The following is a 16650-nucleotide window of genomic DNA, read 5'->3' as shown; positions in this document are numbered from 1 at the left end:
GGGTAAAGTATGGAAAAAAACTATGATGTTTTAGTAAAAGATCAAATATTCTTTGGTGGTGCAAAGGATGCGGAGGCTGCATTTGCACAAGAATCAGTAGATGTAGTGATAGATGTTCGTGTTAAGGGGCTTTCATCACAAGAGCAAGAAGCTGTATCTTATGCATACAAGCATATGCCTATTGCAGATGAAGATATTGAGGTAGCACCTTCCATTCAACAAGTAGCGAAAGAAATTGCTACAGCCTATGAGGCAGGTAAGAAAGTATATGTCCATTGTGGCAGTGGTGGTGGTCGTGCAGGTGTTGCCGCAACAGCCTTGTTAATGGAGCTAGGAATGGCTAATTCATTAGAGGAAGCGGAAACAGCAGTAAAAAAAGCTCGTCCACAAGTAACCATTCGACCAAAAATGGAAGATGCTTTGCAACAACTATATAAACAAAGCTAGAGATGAAGATGTACCGATGATGGTGCATCTTCTTTTTTATTCCTTGTCATAAAATTGTTCTATACATATTAGAACAAAATTGTTATAGTAAATATATAACAACTAATGGGGTGATCTGTATGATGGAGGAATTAGCGAAGGTGCCATGGGCTGTTATTGCGCCACTTATCATTGTCCAAATTATTTTAATGATTGTAGCACTTATAGACTTACGTAAAATACATGCAACCAACGGTCCTAAAATTTTATGGGTATTTATTATTATATTTGCTAATTTATTAGGGTCCATTGCGTACTTTATTGTAGGGAGAAAGCAGTCATGACAACATTACTTCAAGTAACGGGTTTAACAAAGCAATTTGCAGAGCATAAAGTTGTGGATGATATTCATTTTACTTTAGAAGAAAAGACTTCTACAGCTTTAATTGGTCCAAATGGTGCTGGTAAAACAACGACATTATCCATGTTAACTGGTCTTTTAAAACCTACTGCTGGGAGTGTAAGAATGCTGAATGGGGATGTACGTTCGAATATAGGGTTTTTGCCACAATATCCTCAGTTTCATCCTTGGCTTAGTGCATTAGAGTTTACCGAGATGGCTGCGAGGCTGAATGGTATCACAGCAAAAAAGGCTAAATTAGAAGCACAAAAAACATTGGAGTTTGTAGGGCTAGGAAACGCACAACATAAAAAGATTGCTACTTTTTCTGGTGGAATGAAGCAACGTCTAGGTATTTCCCAGGCAATTGTGCATAAGCCTAAATTACTGCTATTAGATGAGCCTGTTTCAGCATTAGATCCTGTTGGTCGTAGGGAAGTCCTTGATTTATTAAAAGGATTGCAACAAGAGACAACTATTTTATATTCAACACATATTTTAAATGATGCCGAGGAAATGACAGATCAGTTATTATTCTTGCAGGATGGCAAGCTAGTAGAGCAAGGAACATTACGTGAGGTACGCCAACGTTTTGATGAGCAAAGTTATGTAGTTGAATTTAATAATGAAGAAGAGGCAAGGCTATTTGCAGGCCCAACAGAAAGTGTAAAGGGATGCTATGTGTATATAAATATTTTGAATGAAGAGCCAACGATGAAGGAGTTATTGCACCGTTTAAGTATATGCCCATATACGATACGAAAAGTGGAGAGACAAACAGCATCTTTGGAGGAAATTTTCATGAAGGTGGCGAAAAAAGCATGAGGGGATTCAGTGTACTTCTAAAAAAGGAATTTAGAGAGGCTTGGCGGAGCTGGAAATTTCTATGGATACCTCTTGTGTTTGCTCTGCTAGGAATGAGTGACCCGCTGACAAATTATTATATGATGGATATTTTAAATGCTGTTGGGAACGTACCCGAAGGCTTTGAAATGTTAGTGCCAGAATTAATGCCAGTTGACTTAATACAAGCTTCTATAGGACAGTTTCAAACAATAGGATTGTTAGTGATGATGGCTACTTTTGTGGGTATCATTAGTAAAGAACGTGCTAGTGGGATGGCTACCTTATTATATGTCCGCCCGATTTCTTTTGGCGCCTATTTTATGAGTAAATTTATCGTTATGAGCTCAGTTGGCTTTGTAAGTATTTTAGCTGGCTTTGCGGCGAATATCTACTACACTAGTATCCTATACGGAACTTTAGAAGTTGGGTCACTGTTTGCAATCTTTTTTACGTATTATGTATGGCTACTATTCGTCATCGCTGTAACCTTAATGATGAGTGCCAGTTTTAAAACTATTATAGCTACGACATGTGCCTTTACGGTTATCTTTGTAGGACAAATAGTAGATATGATAGTGGGTCTTTTTTGGACAATATCTCCTTGGAAATTAGCGAGCTATGGAACTTTGCTAGCTCGAGGCACAATGGCGATGTCAGATTACTGGTGGAGCCTGATAATTACTGTAGCACTGACAATGCTCTGTATTAGTATTGGGATCGTCATGATGAAGAAAAATGCGCCTATGACAAAAATATAAAGAAATAAAAACGGTAAAAATCCCTTTTTGACGGATATTTACCGTTTTTTTATTTTAGATCATGCCACCATTGATTAACAAAATTAGGCCAACAAAAAACATAATCCATGAAAGGGCAGAACTTGTACTTTGTTCAAAAAGTGATTGAATTTTTCTTAAGGGCTGATGCATATATCGACGGAATAAAAGATGGAAACAAAGCAGGATGATTCCAGGTGTAATCATCATCAAATTGTAACCTGCCAATATTGGTAACCATTCATAGAACGATAAATGATGGCTCGTTAAAATGCCAATTGCTGCAAAGTAAGGGAGAGCTGTTGCAACTTCTAAAATAGAGGTAGTGAAACCTAGGGCTATCATAGCACTAACATGTAAAGTTTTTGGTCTAGGTGCTCCCGTTGTCTTTTTCTTTGGTACTAGCCAACTACCTATGAATAAAATTCCGCCCACAAAGGTCATGGTTAAACGAGCAGAGTAGCTGCTTAGCAAATTAGCGATTGGATCAAATATGACATCTAGACCCAACATTAGAAAAATGCCAGTGCTAAAGTAAAATAGTGCAACAGTTATCAAATAGGTAAGGACAAGTCGCAATTGGTGCTTTTTAGCCACAAGTAATAAATAGACGGTAACACCAATAATAGAGGGACTAAACATATCTAATAAAGCTAAAGCGCCAACCAACAACAGTATTTCATTGCTCATACTTAGGATCACCGAATGCCTTTTTTGTTTCATAAACATGGAAAGCCTGTTCGATAAAATGCAGAAAATCCTCCTCTAAGGGATATAATCCGATCTGTTCAGATTTTTGAGGAGACTTACGTATTGCCCACATTTTTTCTAAAAATTCTTCATTTCCTTCGAATTCTATTTGTGACTTTTCCATCATTCGTTTAATAATGTTCTGTACTGAAACTGCTTCAGGGCTCTCATTACTAAGTTGTTCTAACTGACCTAACAAACCAATCCATTCTAAAGTATTGGGATCATTACGATTGACATTAGGAAGTTTTTGAAGAAGTTCTATTTCGGCTGCTGCAAAAATTTGCTTACACAATGCTTGCTTGTTCCCTTGATCTCGATTGGAAAGCTGAATAAATTTTTGAATAAGAGACTCAGTTAACCCTCCCTCAATAGCTGAAGCATTCTTTAATCCGTGTATAGCGTTCTCCATCTGTTGAAGTTTTCTTTGCTCTTCTATTAGAAAAGCTAATTGCTGATCTAAGCTAGCTTCCCAATCCCACGTATTATGAAGAAGTGTTTGAATTTCTTTTAATTTAAATCCTAATGCTTTTAAAAATACGATTTGCTGTAGTGTTTTCAGTTCATTCTCACCATAAATCCTATGTCCTCCATCAGTCCTTGTTGTTGGAAGTAATAATCCGATCTCCTCATAATAACGTAATGTTCGAACAGATATACCAGTTTGTTTTGATACAGTGTGAATCGTAAGCAAAATAACCATCCCCTCTCCTGTTATTGCCATTATACAAAATGACGTAACGTAACTTTCAAGAGGGAAAATACATACAAATGCTAACAAAATTACTTTCTTGGAATTTCCATAACTTAGGAATATAATGGGGATGTAACTCGAAATTTGTCAAATAACTCGGAAAATAAAAAGATCATGTAGAAAGAAGGTTTATACAAAGTGGGAACTGAAAATTCCGATCGTTTTCTGACAGCGTTTAATCGGATAGACCATAGATTAAGAGATATCGTAGGCATAAAGGATTTTATGCCATTTTATCGGCTTATTGATCAAGCGAAGAAAAAAGAGGTATTAGTGAAAAAATATGAAGATGATTTACGCTCATACGCTGATTTGCGAAATGCCATTGTACATCATCGTACGGCTTTAAACTATGTTATTGCAGAACCACATACTGATGTTGTAGAAAGAATTGAATACATAGATGCTACTCTTGCTAAGCCTATGCTTGTAGGGCAAATGTTTCGAAAGAGAGTCTTTGTTTTTCAAGAGAATGATTCATTAGCACATGTCTTAAAAGTAATTCGCCAACGAAAATATACACAGTTCCCTGTCTATTATAATCGACAATTTAAAGGACTTATCACAACCGTAGGAATCACCAATTGGCTTGCTTCAAAGATGGGTGGAGATCATTTACCGAAAGGTATTCCGACGTTGTATGATATTTTAATGCATGAGAAAAATAGGGTGAATTATAAATTCGTCAGTAGATACATTACGATTTATGAGGCAGAGGAAATATTTAAACAGGGAGTAGAAAGAGGTAGGCGTTTTGAGGCATTATTAATAACGGAGCATGGCAAACCACATCAAAAATTAATTGGAATTATTACACCATTAGATATTGTTAAAATTGATTAATAAAAGAACGAGACAAACAAGCAATTATGGGCTTGAATGTCTCGCTTTATCTTTTAAGCTGATATATAAGGAACCATTTGTTTGAACTTGTGCAAAAAAGACATCCTCAACTGACTGCACGTTTTGCTTTTTTAACTTTTTCATTACCCAGTCTTCTGTTAACTCAAGCTCCACAATATTCTCCTTAATAAGCTGACCATCAGAAATAACCTCAGTAGGTAAATAGGTAGGTGGCGAAACATCTGCTTTAACATCCTGCTTCGTAGCAACTTGTTCAGATGTTTTTTGCAGCACACTAAGCTTCCCGTTTGTTTCAAGCAATGCGTACTGGACGTCCTGTACAGAGAAAATGGCTTGCTCTCGTAGCATCATTGTTAGTTCGTCCATATGCAAACGATTTTTCTTTAAAGCTGATTCTAAAATAAGACCATTTTGTACAACAATCGTAGGCTTGTCATCAATCAGTACGCGTGCCTTTTTAGACTTAATTGTAATAATGGTCATTAAATAAGTTAAAGCACTCCACCAAATAAGGGAAATCATACCGTCTAAAAAAGGCGTTTCTTCTTGTGAGGCAATTTCTGAGGCAATCGATCCAAATGTGATACCCGTAATATAATGGAAGAACGTTAGTTGACCTAATTGCTTCTTCCCAAGGATACGAGCCAGAATAAGTAAGACAAAAAATGAAAGCGTTGTTCGAAGAATCATTTCCCAAAAATGAGCATGAATAAAGCTTTCCATGCATATATCAACTCCTTTTACAGCTGTCGAAACATAGCTTGTGCAAAATGATTGATAGTATGCGACAATCAAAAATAACCAAAATTTATAAGAGCGAGGTGGCAGCATGAATAATCAATTAAATGTGGCAAATCCTATCTATCCAATAATGATTGCAATAGGTGTTGCTCACCTAATCAATGATACGATGCAAGCAGTAATACCAGCGATGTTTCCGATATTCAAAAGTGAGTTAGGACTGACCTTCACACAAATTGGACTCATATCATTTGTCTTAAATATATTTGCTTCTGCCTTACAGCCTATTGTAGGGTTTGTCAGCGATAAAAAGCCAATGCCATATGCGTTACCGATAGGAATGATAAGTTCTTTTATAGCCATTGCTATTATTGCGTTCACAACACAGTATTGGATTATTCTTATTGCAGTATTATTTTTAGGCTTTGGTTCGGCAATTTTTCACCCAGAGGGATCTAGAGTATCATTTATGGCAGCAGGCTCTAAAAGGGGACTTGCTCAATCTATTTATCAAGTTGGAGGAAACTCAGGGCAAGCTCTTGCACCATTGATTAGCGCCTATATTTTTGATATTTTTGGACAGCGTGGTGCAGCAATCGTATTAGTGGCGGCAACTTTTGGAATTATATTATTAAGTAAGATTGCAGGATGGTATAAGAAACAATTGGAGCAAGAACGTGAGGCGAAGAAAAAACGTGTTTTAGTTTCATCATTGCCACCTTTAACAAAGAAACAAGTAGGGATTGCTTTAACTTTATTGTTTACTATTATTTTTGCGCGATCATTTTATACAACAAATATAACAAGCTTTTACGTCTTTTATCTGATGGATCATTATGATGTCAGTCTACGACTAGGGCAAATACTTATTTTCCTCTTCATGGCATTTGGGGTAGTAGGTACATTTTTCGGCGGCTCTTTGTCTGACAGGATTGGGAGGAAAAACGTCATCATCCTTTCTGTTGTAGTACCAATGCCATTTTGTTTAGCATTACCTTATGTGCCATTATGGGCTGCTATGATCTTTTTAGTCATTATCGGTACATTGATTATGATTAGCTTCTCCGTGACAGTGGTCTATGCACAGGAACTCGTCCCTACAAAAATTGGCACAATGGCTGGCTTAACGACAGGCTTTGCCTTTGGTATGGGAGCAATAGGTGCGATGGTTATCGGTGTATTAATGGATCATAAGGGTATTGATTTTACAATGATAGTTGTTTCGTTATTACCTTTATTATTGTTAGTTGCTTTCTTCTTACCGAAGGATAAACCCGCATCTCCTGTAGTTTAATAAAAAAACGCGTCTAGGACGCGTTTTTTATTGTCTTAATGGGGCTAAAAATTCGGCAGGAAGCTTCTCTTGATCGATCACATAGCCTTCTGAAATATGGACTTCATGCATTTTATCGTTGTAAGTGAACTTGAAAATGCCATTATCAAAATCTGTGCCGATTTCCTTGAAAAATATCCCTTCAATCGATACATATTTAGGGCATGTAAAGGCTACTTTGAAGTCTTCCTGCTCTTTAATTAAGTAAGCACGTACTCCTTTTTCGTATGTTTCATTTGCATCATCATCTGTTGGACGTTGAACAGCAACAATATGAAAATCCACAAAAGGAACTTCTTTTAACAGAACGTTGAGGAAAGAACCTTTAGTAATTTCCTCCCACCTGCTTTGAGCGCTTTGCCCTACGATAATTTGAGAAATTCCATAATTTTTTGCGACTTCTGCAATTACTTTCTGTATGGGGCGTTTTTCATTATCTTGCAAAATGAATTTTTCAACCTCTAGTTCATCTGATAACTTCTTCCACTGCTCAATATAACTAGATTTCTCTGCGTCAAATGCATCAAGGGGTTGCGAATCGACTGAAAGAATATAGAGTGGGCAATCTAGCATGGAGGCCATCTTGTGACCACGACGTATTAAACGTTCGCCATTTAAGCCGTAGTAAACGCAAACTAATATACTTTCATCCAAACGCCCTTTTACATGCTTCATAAAAAATGTACACCTCTTATCTGTTGATATTTTATTAATTTCACTGCTGATTTTGAAAAAATTATCCTAAAACAGCTAAATTCGATGCTGTTACAGTGCATTATGCTCATTTATATTGTATACTTTAAAATGTATAAAAGTTAACGAAAATATATTGGAAAACCCTTGAAGGATAAAGCTTAAATCAATGATTTATAATTATTTAATTTATGCATCATGTGCATCAAAGATAAATTGCTTCCATATGCCACACTATTATGCAGGGAGTTAAAAATATAGTCAAGTGTCTTCATTGTGCTGATATAATTGAGTTGAATTGATTTGCGACCGTATAAATTATTTGATTTTCCACAAGTTATTTAAGCTTGCATCGGGTTAGATGTAACAAAGTAACTAAAAAGGATCCATTTGTTAGGCATTTTAATACCCCGCACCTTCCAATTACAAAAATTTCAAGAATATATCTAATATGTTACTTAGCTTAAACAAAATTCTAAAGTCTTAGCACTTATTATTCCAATTCACCATAAAAATTGCTAGATGATTTTGATTGTAGGAGGTTTTCATTTGGTTACAGTTCTCATTGCGATACTTTTGCCATTTGTTTGTGCTGCTCTAATCCCATTGCTTTATAGGCGACTAAGGCGTGTTACACATCTTGGCTGGTTTGTTTTATCCGTTCCATTCATCTTGTTTGTTTTACTCGCGCGCTATATTCCTCAAATTGCCGAGGGTAAGACGTTTATCCATACATATGAGTGGATTCCCTCTTTTAATATAAATTTCACAACTTATCTTGATGGACTCAGTATGATTTTTGGCTTGCTGATTACAGGAGTAGGTAGTTTAGTCATTTTATATTCTATTTTTTATTTATCAACGAAAGAATCTCTTCATCATTTTTACTGCTATTTATTACTATTCATGGGCGCTATGCTTGGCGTTGTTTTTTCAGATAACTTAATGATATTATACACATTTTGGGAATTAACAAGTGTGTCATCATTCCTATTAATTGCATTTTGGCATCATAGAAAGGCATCACGTGCAGGAGCAAAAAAAGCAATGATGATTACAGTCTTTGGCGGACTATCAATGCTTGCAGGCTTCTTAATGCTCTATGTAGCTTCCAATACATTTAGTGTTCGTGAAATTGTGGCCAATGTAGAAGTTATACGTGATCATGCACTATTTACTCCCGCACTAATTTTAATTTTATTAGGGGCTTTTACGAAATCGGCACAATTTCCATTCCATATCTGGTTACCTGATGCAATGGAAGCGCCAACTCCAGTTAGTGCTTACTTACACTCAGCCACGATGGTTAAAGCAGGTATTTATTTAGTTGCGCGTTTTTCTCCAATCTTTGGTGGAGAATCAATCTGGTTCTGGCTAGTGAGCGTTATCGGTTTAGTAACGTTATTCTGGGGCTCCTTTAATGCTGTTCGACAAACGGACTTAAAAGCTTTATTAGCCTTTTCTACAGTAAGTCAGCTAGGCTTAATTATGAGTCTATTTGGCCTTGGGTCTGTTGGACATTATTATGGCTATGCAGAAAGCTCGATTGTGTATACACAAGCAAGCTTTGCGGCACTATTTCATCTTGTCAATCACTCTACATTCAAAGGTGCTTTATTTATGATGGTTGGAATTGTCGATCATGAAGTAGGGACACGAGATATCCGTCGTCTTGGTGGTTTAATGTCTTTGATGCCTGTAACTTTTACAATTGCAGTAATCGGAAGCTTCTCAATGGCAGGATTACCGCCGTTTAATGGTTTCCTAAGTAAAGAAATGTTTTTTGCAGCTGTATTGGCTATAAGGGATGTAGAAGCTTTCTCTATTGCTGATGTAGGTTTATTTTTCCCATTCATAGCATGGGTGGCAAGTATCTTTACCTTTGTTTATAGTATGATTTTAATTTTCCGTACATTTTTGGGTAAACTACAGCCTGAAAAAATGGATCGAAAACCACACGAAGCCCCATTTGGCATGTTAATTTCACCCATTATTTTATGTTTATTAGTAGTCGGTATCTTTTTCTTCCCAAATGTGCTCGGCCACTATATTTTAGAGCCTGCAATGGCAAGTATTTATCCTACATTTCCGTCCTCAAGTGAATTAACGCCACATATTCATGCATGGCACGGCATTAATGCAGAGTTATGGATGACGTTAGGTGTCATTATTATCGGTATTATCTTATTTAAAACATTAAAAAGTTGGAAGCCACTGTATCGTATATTTTCTCAAAAGTATACGTTTAACACATACTACAATCGATTGATCGAAATTAGTGAAAATGGCTCTGAGAAGCTCACTCGTAAATATATGACTGGCAATTTAACGCATTATTTTGTCTATATATATGTATTTTTCATTGCGCTTATAGCTGGCTACTTTATATGGTCAGATGCAATGACCTTTCATTTTGACATGGACTCGGTCATTGAGTCTTACGAGTTAATTCTTGTGTTTGTTATGATATTTGCGGCTGTTTGGATGATATTTGCAAAGGGCCGGGTTACAGCGATGTTGTTAAATGGTGTTTTAGGCTATTCCATTGCATTTTTCTTTGTTATTTTCCGTGCTCCAGATTTGGCTTTAACACAATTAGTTGTTGAATCGGTAACAACCGCTCTATTCCTTCTATGTTTTAAATATTTACCGGATTTAATGCCTGAAGCGCCTCCTAAAAGGGTGCAATGGTCAAAAGCGGTGATTTCTATTTTTGTTGGGGCAACCGTAACGATGGTTGGATTAGCAGTAGTGCACTACGACCGCTTTGAGCCAGTGTCCACTTATTTTAATGATGCCTATGAGTTAGCAGGTGGTTCCAATATTGTTAATACAATTTTAGGGGATTTCCGTGCCTTTGATACAATGCTTGAGGTTGTGGTTCTTCTGATTGCTGGCTTAGGGGTTTATACATTAACGAAGCTTAAGCCACGAAAGGAGGAAGCGGATCGTGAAAATTAATGATGTGATATTAAGGACAGTCACAAAGGCAGTCGTGTTCATTATTTTAACACTTGGCGTGTACTTGTTCTTTGCTGGTCATCATGCTCCAGGTGGTGGCTTTATAGGGGGCCTTGTGTTAGCTTCTGGCATTGTTTTATTATATCTCGCTTATGATATAGAGACTGTTCATAAAGGAATGCCTTTCGATTTTAAAAAGGTTGCTGCTCTTGGTGTTTTTCTTGCGACTGGAACGGCAATTGGTGCATTGTTTTTCGATGTGCCATTTTTAACGCAGACATATACGTATATAGATGTTCCGATATTTGGAAAAATGGGCTTTTCAACCGTAACTATTTTTGAAGCGGGTGTCGCATTAACGGTTGTAGGTGTTGTTGTAACAATTATTTTAAGTATAAGTGAGGATGAGTAGCCAATGGAATCTTTAATACTTGTTTTAGTCGGTATATTAGTAGCTGTTGCGACGTACTTAATCCTCTCTAAGCAGTTATTGCGTGTAATTTTAGGAACAGCTGTTTTATCTCATGCTGCCCACTTACTGATTCTGACAATGGGAGGTCTTAAAAAAGGGGATGTACCGTTATTAGGGGAATCAGAGGGTCCTTATACAGATGCATTACCACAGGCATTAATTTTAACAGCCATTGTTATTAGCTTTGCTGTTACAGCTTTTGTTCTCGTTTTAGGCTATCGAGCGTACAAAACAAATGGATCAGGTAATTTTGATGAAATGAGAGGTACGCCGGATGAGTAATATGATTGTTTTACCATTAATTGTACCGGTAATTACTGCCATTTTACTGGTATTTTTAAAAGAGCATGTTATTTTACAACGCATCATTAGTTTACTGACTTTAAGCTTTATCGTTATTATTAGCATCATTTTATTACTAGAGATTCAAGAGCAAGGTGTGATGCGAATTGATTTTAGTGGTTGGGCACCACCTTTTGGTATATCGTTTGTTGCAGATTCTTTTGCAATATTATTAGTATTAGTGGCCAATCTTGTAGCTGTTATTTGTATGCTATATGCAATTTTTACAATGGAGCTTGGATATGAAAAGATGTATTTTTATCCATTTACTCTGCTTATGGTTGCAGGGGTTAATGGTTCATTTTTAACAGGGGATATTTTTAACTTATTTGTATGCTTTGAAGTAATGTTGCTCGCTTCTTATGCATTGATCAGTCTAGGTGGCGAAAAAATTCAACTACGAGAAGCATTAAAATATGTGTTAATTAATATTGTTGCTTCTTGGATTTTCTTAGTAGCTTTAGCCTTTCTATATGGTACAGTTGGTACTTTAAATATGGCCCATATTTCTGTTCGTGTCATGGAGGCAGGAGCGAATCCTCTCATTACAACAGTGGCGCTAATATTCTTAATCGTCTTTAGCTTGAAGGCTGGACTTTTATTATTCTTCTGGTTGCCTGGCTCCTATAGTGTACCACCAACTGCCATAGCGGCTTTATTTGCGGCATTATTAACAAAGGTTGGGATATATGCACTTGTGCGGACGTTTACATTGCTTTTCCCTAATAACACTGAAGTGACACACATGGCTCTTGGTATAATGGCAGGGATAACGATCGTAGCAGGTTGTATCGGTGCTCTATCAGGGCGCGATGTTAGAACGATTGCTTCATACAATGTGCTCATTGGAGTTGGATTTATAGTCACTGGTTTAGCGATTGGTACAGAGTCTGCTTTACAAGGTGTTATCTATTATTTAATGCATGATATGGTTGCTAAGGCAATGCTTTTTTTAGCGGTGGGCATGATGATTTATGTTACGGGGGAAACGGTCATAGATAAAATGAGTGGGCTTATCCGGAATTATCCCTTTTTTGGATGGATGTTCTTCATCGCCATGTGCTCATTAGCAGGTATACCCCCTTTAAGTGGCTTTTTAGGGAAAGTTTTAATCGGACAAGGAGCAATAGAAGGAGGCCATTTTGTTCTATTAGGTCTAGGATTTTTCTCTAGTTTAATTGTTTTGTATTCACTGCTGCGAATATTCCTCTCCTCCTTTTTTGGAGAAACCATTATTAGCTTGGAAGATGAAAAGCCATTACCCAAGCGAATTTTGCTACCTATAACATTACTGGCTGCTTGTACAATTGGCTTAGGAATTGGAGCAGAGAAATTGGCTCCTTTTGTAACGGATGCGGCAGAAACACTTTATACGCCTTCCATTTATATTGATGCAGTATTAGATGGGGAACTATGGCAAGGTGAGGTGAATAAATAATGGCAATGCAGTTTATATTGAATTTATTTATTGCAACACTTTGGTTACTCTTACAGGATGAAGTGACACCCCAATTTTCGACATTTTTAATGGGCTTTATCGTAGGAGTGGGTATTTTATATGCTATGCACCGTTTTTATGGCACCCAATTTTACTTGCGACGAGTATTTTCCATTATAAAGTTATTATGGCTTTTTAATTGGGAGCTATTTTTATCAAGCTATAGCGTATTAAGACAAATTACAACGCCAAAGCTTACTATTACACCTGGTATTTTCACTTATAAAACAGTATTAAAGGGTGATTGGGAAATTACTGCACTTGCATTATTGCTTACACTAACACCAGGTTCTGTCGTTATGGAAGTATCAGAAGAGGGGGATGTTTTTTATATTCATGCCATGGATATTGAACAGTCCAAAGATGCTGTCATACGCTCTATTGGGAAATTTGAACAAGCAATAATGGAGGTGACACGTTAATGATTGATAATATTTTACTTTTAGCACTGGCTTTCTTTAGTATCTCCATTGCATTATCGCTGTACCGTGTTATTCGTGGTCCATCAATGCCTGATCGAGCTATAGCTCTTGATACAATTGGCGTAAATCTATTATCAGCCATTGCCATCGTATCAATAATTTTAAAAACAAAGGCATATCTAGAAGCTATTCTTATTTTAGGTATATTAGCGTTTATTGGAACAATTGCCTTTACAAAATATATAGAAAGAGGTGTGATTGTTGAACGTAAATCAAATGATTGAGTGGGCAGCAGTCATCCTTATTCTTATAGGTTCAATTGTGAGTATGATTAGTGCATTTGGTATGATTCGCTTACCAGATGTCTATACACGATCACATGCTGCTACCAAAAGCTCCACGTTATCAGTATTAACATGCCTATTAGGTGCATTTATTTACTTTTGGGTGCATGATGGCTTTGTCAGTGTACGTTTAATTTTAGGTATTCTATTCGTCTTTGTGACAGCTCCCGTCGCAGGACATTTAATTTGTCGGGCCGCCTACCGTTCTCGCGTTCCATTAGCAGAAGGCTCTGGAGAGGATAAGCTAAAAGCTAAGCTATTTAAAGAAGAAAAATAAGCGCTGGACCTCCATATGGGGGTCTTTTTTATTAACTCGAAATTTTAATTTTTTACTTACCGAACGATGGATAATATTCGAGCTTTCGGAAAATAGTATAGTAAAGCCTTTATGAAAAATAAATAAATTGACTTGTCTGAAAATTATGTATATAATATTTCACTAAATTTTTTTTAGTTTGTCTTGATTATTATTTCAAAAGAGTATATCTTAATTAGCAGATAGATTTTTTATTCTTTAACATGAATAAATATCCAATCGACTATTTTCGAGAAATGTATTCTCATACACAATAAATTATAAATAAAAGGAGAGTATAAATGATGAAGAACAAGTTATTCTTGTTAATGCTTGTACTTGTAATAGGTGTACTTGCAGCATGTGGCAGTAAAGATAATAATGCTAGCAATGCAGGATCAAATAATAATACAGAGGACAAGCAAGTATTAAAAGTTGGTACATCAGCTGACTATGCACCATTTGAATATGTGGACGCAGCGAAAGGCGAAGAAATTATTGGCTTTGATATTGATTTAATCAAGTTAGTTGGCGAAAAAATAGGCGTTGATATGCAAGTGCAAGATATGGACTTCAATAGTTTAGTACCAGCGCTACAGGCAGGAAAAATTGATGTCGTTATTTCTGGTATGACGCCGAACCCAGAACGTGAAAAAGTGGTTGATTTCTCTGATAAATACAATGAAACAGAGCAAGTAATCATTGTTAAAAAGGATAGCGGTATTAAAAAAGAGGCTGATTTGGCTGGTAAAAAAATTGGTGTCCAAACAGCATCTATTCAAGAAAATTTAGGTAATGAAATCGCGAAAAAAGTAGATGTATCAGTAGAAGGACGTACACGTATTCCTGAGATTATTCAAGATATGATGTCTAAACGCTTAGACGCAGGTATTTTAGAGGGTGGCGTTGCGAAAGGTTATTTAAAAACAAATGATCAATTAGAAGCCTTTCCTGTAGAAGAACAACCAGAAGATTTCAAAGCGATCGCGGTTCCAAAAGGAAGCGATTTAAAAGATAAAATTAATAAAGCATTAAAAGAACTAGCTGATGAAGGCAAAATTCAAGAGCTAGAAGAAAAATGGTTAGAAAAAGTTGAATAATTAAAGCATGCGATAGCTCCTATTTGGGCTATCGCTTGTGCTTTTCTTTTTATCAATTCCGCCTCGGCATAACCTCGTCTAGATTTATTTATGAAGTTTCTGTACGTGAGATTGTGCATTCGGTGCAAAAAATAAAAGCTGTATTAAGTTGAAAAAGAAAGGAGGGAGCGCTGTGAATTTAGATTTTACGGCGATTGTTCCCTCTATTCCTTATATTTTAAAAGGGATAGGTGTTACACTTCAAATTGCAATCGGTGCATCCATCATCGGTTTTATTGTAGGTATACTTTTAGCATTATGTAAAATTGGAAAGGTCAATGTTTTACGTTGGTTTGCAGATTTCTATACGTCGATTTTCCGTGGTACACCACTTGTATTACAATTATTAATTATTTATTATGCAGTACCACAATTATTAGATATTCAAATTGAACCTATACCAACAGCCATTATTGCGTTTGGTCTAAACTCGGGTGCTTATATTTCGGAAATTATCCGTGCCGGTATTAATGCAGTGGATAAAGGGCAAATGGAAGCAGCACAAGCTCTTGGTATTCCATATGCAAAAATGATGAAGGATATTATTATTCCACAAGCAGTAAAAAATATTTTACCATCTTTAGTGAATGAATTTATTACATTAAATAAAGAAACAGCTGTTGTAACAGTTATTAGTGCATTAGATATTATGCGTCGCGCCTATATTGTAGGGGGTTCAACATACCGTTATCTTGAGCCATTACTTTTTGCAGGGGTCATCTATTATCTCATGACGCTTGTTTTAACGTTCCTTGGTAAACGAATTGAGAAAGGAATGAGAAAAAGTGATTAAAATTGAGGATTTACACAAATCGTATGGACAGAATGAAGTATTAAAAGGTATTTCAACTGAAATTAAGGAAAAAGAAGTAATTGCGATTATTGGACCTTCTGGATCAGGTAAATCGACCTTTCTTCGCTGCTTAAACTTGTTGGAAACTCCTACAAGTGGAAAGGTAACGATTGCAGGTGATGTCCTTACAGATAAAGGGACAAATATTATGAAAATACGGGAAGAAGTAGGGATGGTATTTCAGCATTTTCATCTTTTCCCTCATAAAACAGTGCTCGAAAATTTAACGTATGCTCCAATCAATGTTAAAGGAATGGACAAGGCTGCAGCAGTGAAAATGGCTGAGGAGTTACTAAAAAAAGTTGGTCTTTTTGAGAAGCGTCACGAATATCCAAATCGCTTATCTGGGGGACAAAAGCAACGTGTTGCTATTGCACGTGCACTAGCGATGGACCCTAAAGTCATATTATTTGATGAGCCTACATCAGCGCTTGACCCAGAAATGGTTAAAGAGGTATTGGATGTTATGAAAAGTCTTGCAGATACTGGTATGACCATGCTCATTGTGACGCATGAAATGGGCTTTGCTCGTGAGGTTGCTGATCGTATTCTCTTCCTTGATGGCGGCAAGCTTATTGAGGACGCATCACCCGAACAGTTTTTCACAGCCCCATCAACACAGCGTGCGAAGGATTTTTTAGAGAAGGTTTTATAAATAACGAAACGCATTTAGCTCTCCTACCTAATCGAGTGCTAAATGTGTTTTTTTATTAACAGGAATAGGGAAAATTTCTGTTCCTA

General features: G+C 36.6%; 20 protein-coding genes. 16 read left to right on the top strand and 4 right to left on the bottom strand.

The genetic code is table 11. The features are described 5' to 3' along the window. The first annotated feature begins 9 nt into the window (after positions 1–9). The 4 genes from ABC382_RS14510 to ABC382_RS14495 all read left to right on the top strand — a co-directional run bounded on the left by ABC382_RS14510 (position 10) and on the right by ABC382_RS14495 (position 2430). Positions 10–447 (top strand): protein-tyrosine phosphatase family protein, encoded by a 438-nt coding sequence (locus ABC382_RS14510; RefSeq protein WP_274795212.1) that lies wholly within the window; start codon positions 10–12, stop codon positions 445–447. Positions 448–566: 119 nt separating this feature from the next. Continuing rightward, the gene (locus tag ABC382_RS14505) at positions 567–770 is read left to right on the top strand and encodes a PLDc N-terminal domain-containing protein (RefSeq protein WP_016992404.1); all 204 of its coding nucleotides are present in this window, start codon (positions 567–569) and stop codon (positions 768–770) included. Beyond that, positions 767–1651, top strand: a complete 885-nt coding sequence (locus ABC382_RS14500) for an ABC transporter ATP-binding protein (protein ID WP_322612085.1) — start codon at positions 767–769, stop codon at positions 1649–1651. The genes ABC382_RS14505 and ABC382_RS14500 overlap by 4 nt, the downstream gene beginning before the upstream one ends. Further along, positions 1648–2430: an ABC transporter permease gene (locus tag ABC382_RS14495; RefSeq protein ID WP_313471088.1), complete on the top strand. Its 783-nt coding sequence runs from the start codon at positions 1648–1650 to the stop codon at positions 2428–2430. The genes ABC382_RS14500 and ABC382_RS14495 overlap by 4 nt, the downstream gene beginning before the upstream one ends. A gap of 54 nt (positions 2431–2484) precedes the next feature. Here ABC382_RS14495 and ABC382_RS14490 read toward each other — a convergent pair whose 3' ends face one another. Next, positions 2485–3138 carry a GAP family protein gene (locus ABC382_RS14490; protein ID WP_312507193.1) on the bottom strand — a complete coding sequence of 218 codons (654 nt, stop codon included), beginning with the start codon at positions 3136–3138 and terminating at the stop codon, positions 2485–2487. Continuing rightward, on the bottom strand, positions 3128–3901 hold the full coding sequence (locus tag ABC382_RS14485; protein ID WP_312507194.1) for a MerR family transcriptional regulator: 774 nt from the start codon (positions 3899–3901) through the stop codon (positions 3128–3130). Before ABC382_RS14485 ends, ABC382_RS14490 begins: the two co-directional genes overlap by 11 nt. A 189-nt stretch (positions 3902–4090) precedes the next feature. On the opposite strand from ABC382_RS14485, the gene ABC382_RS14480 reads away from it, so the two are divergent. Beyond that, positions 4091–4795, top strand: coding sequence for a CBS domain-containing protein (locus ABC382_RS14480; RefSeq protein ID WP_274795217.1), 705 nt, complete (start codon positions 4091–4093; stop codon positions 4793–4795). 24 nt (positions 4796–4819) lie between these two features. Here the strand turns inward: ABC382_RS14480 and ABC382_RS14475 are convergent, their stop codons facing one another. Then, complete coding sequence (locus ABC382_RS14475) at positions 4820–5539, bottom strand: YetF domain-containing protein (RefSeq protein ID WP_274795218.1); 720 nt, start codon at positions 5537–5539, stop codon at positions 4820–4822. A 106-nt stretch (positions 5540–5645) separates the two neighbouring features. Here ABC382_RS14475 and ABC382_RS14470 point away from each other — a divergent pair, with 106 nt between their 5' ends. Further along, entirely contained in the window at positions 5646–6851 is a 1206-nt protein-coding gene (locus ABC382_RS14470; protein ID WP_312507197.1) for an MFS transporter, read from the top strand. A 27-nt stretch (positions 6852–6878) separates the two neighbouring features. Here the strand turns inward: ABC382_RS14470 and ABC382_RS14465 are convergent, their stop codons facing one another. Beyond that, complete coding sequence (locus tag ABC382_RS14465; protein ID WP_274795220.1) at positions 6879–7565, bottom strand: adenine nucleotide alpha hydrolase family protein; 687 nt, start codon at positions 7563–7565, stop codon at positions 6879–6881. A gap of 567 nt (positions 7566–8132) precedes the next feature. Between ABC382_RS14465 and ABC382_RS14460 the strand changes: the two genes are divergently transcribed. From ABC382_RS14460 to ABC382_RS14415, 10 genes are all read left to right on the top strand, one after another. Further along, entirely contained in the window at positions 8133–10544 is a 2412-nt protein-coding gene (locus ABC382_RS14460) for a Na+/H+ antiporter subunit A (protein WP_312507198.1), read from the top strand. Next, positions 10534–10956, top strand: a complete 423-nt coding sequence (locus tag ABC382_RS14455) for a Na(+)/H(+) antiporter subunit B (protein ID WP_274795222.1) — start codon at positions 10534–10536, stop codon at positions 10954–10956. Before ABC382_RS14460 ends, ABC382_RS14455 begins: the two co-directional genes overlap by 11 nt. Before the next feature lie 3 nt (positions 10957–10959). Then, positions 10960–11298, top strand: coding sequence for a Na(+)/H(+) antiporter subunit C (locus ABC382_RS14450; protein WP_274795223.1), 339 nt, complete (start codon positions 10960–10962; stop codon positions 11296–11298). Beyond that, on the top strand, positions 11291–12796 hold the full coding sequence (locus ABC382_RS14445; RefSeq protein WP_274795224.1) for a Na+/H+ antiporter subunit D: 1506 nt from the start codon (positions 11291–11293) through the stop codon (positions 12794–12796). Before ABC382_RS14450 ends, ABC382_RS14445 begins: the two co-directional genes overlap by 8 nt. Beyond that, positions 12796–13278, top strand: a complete 483-nt coding sequence (locus ABC382_RS14440; protein ID WP_274795225.1) for a Na+/H+ antiporter subunit E — start codon at positions 12796–12798, stop codon at positions 13276–13278. Before ABC382_RS14445 ends, ABC382_RS14440 begins: the two co-directional genes overlap by 1 nt. Next, the gene (locus ABC382_RS14435) at positions 13278–13562 is read left to right on the top strand and encodes a Na(+)/H(+) antiporter subunit F1 (RefSeq protein WP_274795226.1); all 285 of its coding nucleotides are present in this window, start codon (positions 13278–13280) and stop codon (positions 13560–13562) included. The genes ABC382_RS14440 and ABC382_RS14435 overlap by 1 nt, the downstream gene beginning before the upstream one ends. Then, entirely contained in the window at positions 13540–13899 is a 360-nt protein-coding gene (locus tag ABC382_RS14430; protein WP_274795227.1) for a Na+/H+ antiporter subunit G, read from the top strand. Before ABC382_RS14435 ends, ABC382_RS14430 begins: the two co-directional genes overlap by 23 nt. Positions 13900–14222: 323 nt before the next feature. Further along, positions 14223–15017 (top strand): transporter substrate-binding domain-containing protein, encoded by a 795-nt coding sequence (locus ABC382_RS14425; protein ID WP_312507201.1) that lies wholly within the window; start codon positions 14223–14225, stop codon positions 15015–15017. Positions 15018–15189: 172 nt separating this feature from the next. Then, positions 15190–15849: an amino acid ABC transporter permease gene (locus ABC382_RS14420; RefSeq protein ID WP_036125759.1), complete on the top strand. Its 660-nt coding sequence runs from the start codon at positions 15190–15192 to the stop codon at positions 15847–15849. After that, positions 15842–16564, top strand: coding sequence for an amino acid ABC transporter ATP-binding protein (locus ABC382_RS14415; protein ID WP_274795228.1), 723 nt, complete (start codon positions 15842–15844; stop codon positions 16562–16564). Before ABC382_RS14420 ends, ABC382_RS14415 begins: the two co-directional genes overlap by 8 nt. Positions 16565–16650: the final 86 nt, after the last annotated feature.

This window comes from Lysinibacillus phoenicis (assembly GCF_047238325.1).
GTDB lineage: Bacteria > Bacillota > Bacilli > Bacillales_A > Planococcaceae > Lysinibacillus > Lysinibacillus irui.
The sequence above is the reverse complement of the archived record's forward strand: the minus strand, read 5'-3'. Positions and strand labels throughout refer to the sequence as shown.

What these genes read in the sequence shown, in the direction of transcription:
- ABC382_RS14510 (WP_274795212.1), top strand. Translation starts at nt 10, where the DNA reads ATGGAAAAAAACTATGATGTTTTAGTAAAAGATCAAATATTCTTTGGT.
- ABC382_RS14505 (WP_016992404.1), top strand. Translation starts at nt 567, where the DNA reads ATGATGGAGGAATTAGCGAAGGTGCCATGGGCTGTTATTGCGCCACTT.
- ABC382_RS14500 (WP_322612085.1), top strand. Translation starts at nt 767, where the DNA reads ATGACAACATTACTTCAAGTAACGGGTTTAACAAAGCAATTTGCAGAG.
- ABC382_RS14495 (WP_313471088.1), top strand. Translation starts at nt 1,648, where the DNA reads ATGAGGGGATTCAGTGTACTTCTAAAAAAGGAATTTAGAGAGGCTTGG.
- ABC382_RS14490 (WP_312507193.1), bottom strand. Translation starts at nt 3,138, where the DNA reads ATGAGCAATGAAATACTGTTGTTGGTTGGCGCTTTAGCTTTATTAGAT.
- ABC382_RS14485 (WP_312507194.1), bottom strand. Translation starts at nt 3,901, where the DNA reads ATGGTTATTTTGCTTACGATTCACACTGTATCAAAACAAACTGGTATA.
- ABC382_RS14475 (WP_274795218.1), bottom strand. Translation starts at nt 5,539, where the DNA reads ATGGAAAGCTTTATTCATGCTCATTTTTGGGAAATGATTCTTCGAACA.
- ABC382_RS14470 (WP_312507197.1), top strand. Translation starts at nt 5,646, where the DNA reads ATGAATAATCAATTAAATGTGGCAAATCCTATCTATCCAATAATGATT.
- ABC382_RS14465 (WP_274795220.1), bottom strand. Translation starts at nt 7,565, where the DNA reads ATGAAGCATGTAAAAGGGCGTTTGGATGAAAGTATATTAGTTTGCGTT.
- ABC382_RS14450 (WP_274795223.1), top strand. Translation starts at nt 10,960, where the DNA reads ATGGAATCTTTAATACTTGTTTTAGTCGGTATATTAGTAGCTGTTGCG.
- ABC382_RS14445 (WP_274795224.1), top strand. Translation starts at nt 11,291, where the DNA reads ATGAGTAATATGATTGTTTTACCATTAATTGTACCGGTAATTACTGCC.
- ABC382_RS14440 (WP_274795225.1), top strand. Translation starts at nt 12,796, where the DNA reads ATGGCAATGCAGTTTATATTGAATTTATTTATTGCAACACTTTGGTTA.
- ABC382_RS14435 (WP_274795226.1), top strand. Translation starts at nt 13,278, where the DNA reads ATGATTGATAATATTTTACTTTTAGCACTGGCTTTCTTTAGTATCTCC.
- ABC382_RS14425 (WP_312507201.1), top strand. Translation starts at nt 14,223, where the DNA reads ATGAAGAACAAGTTATTCTTGTTAATGCTTGTACTTGTAATAGGTGTA.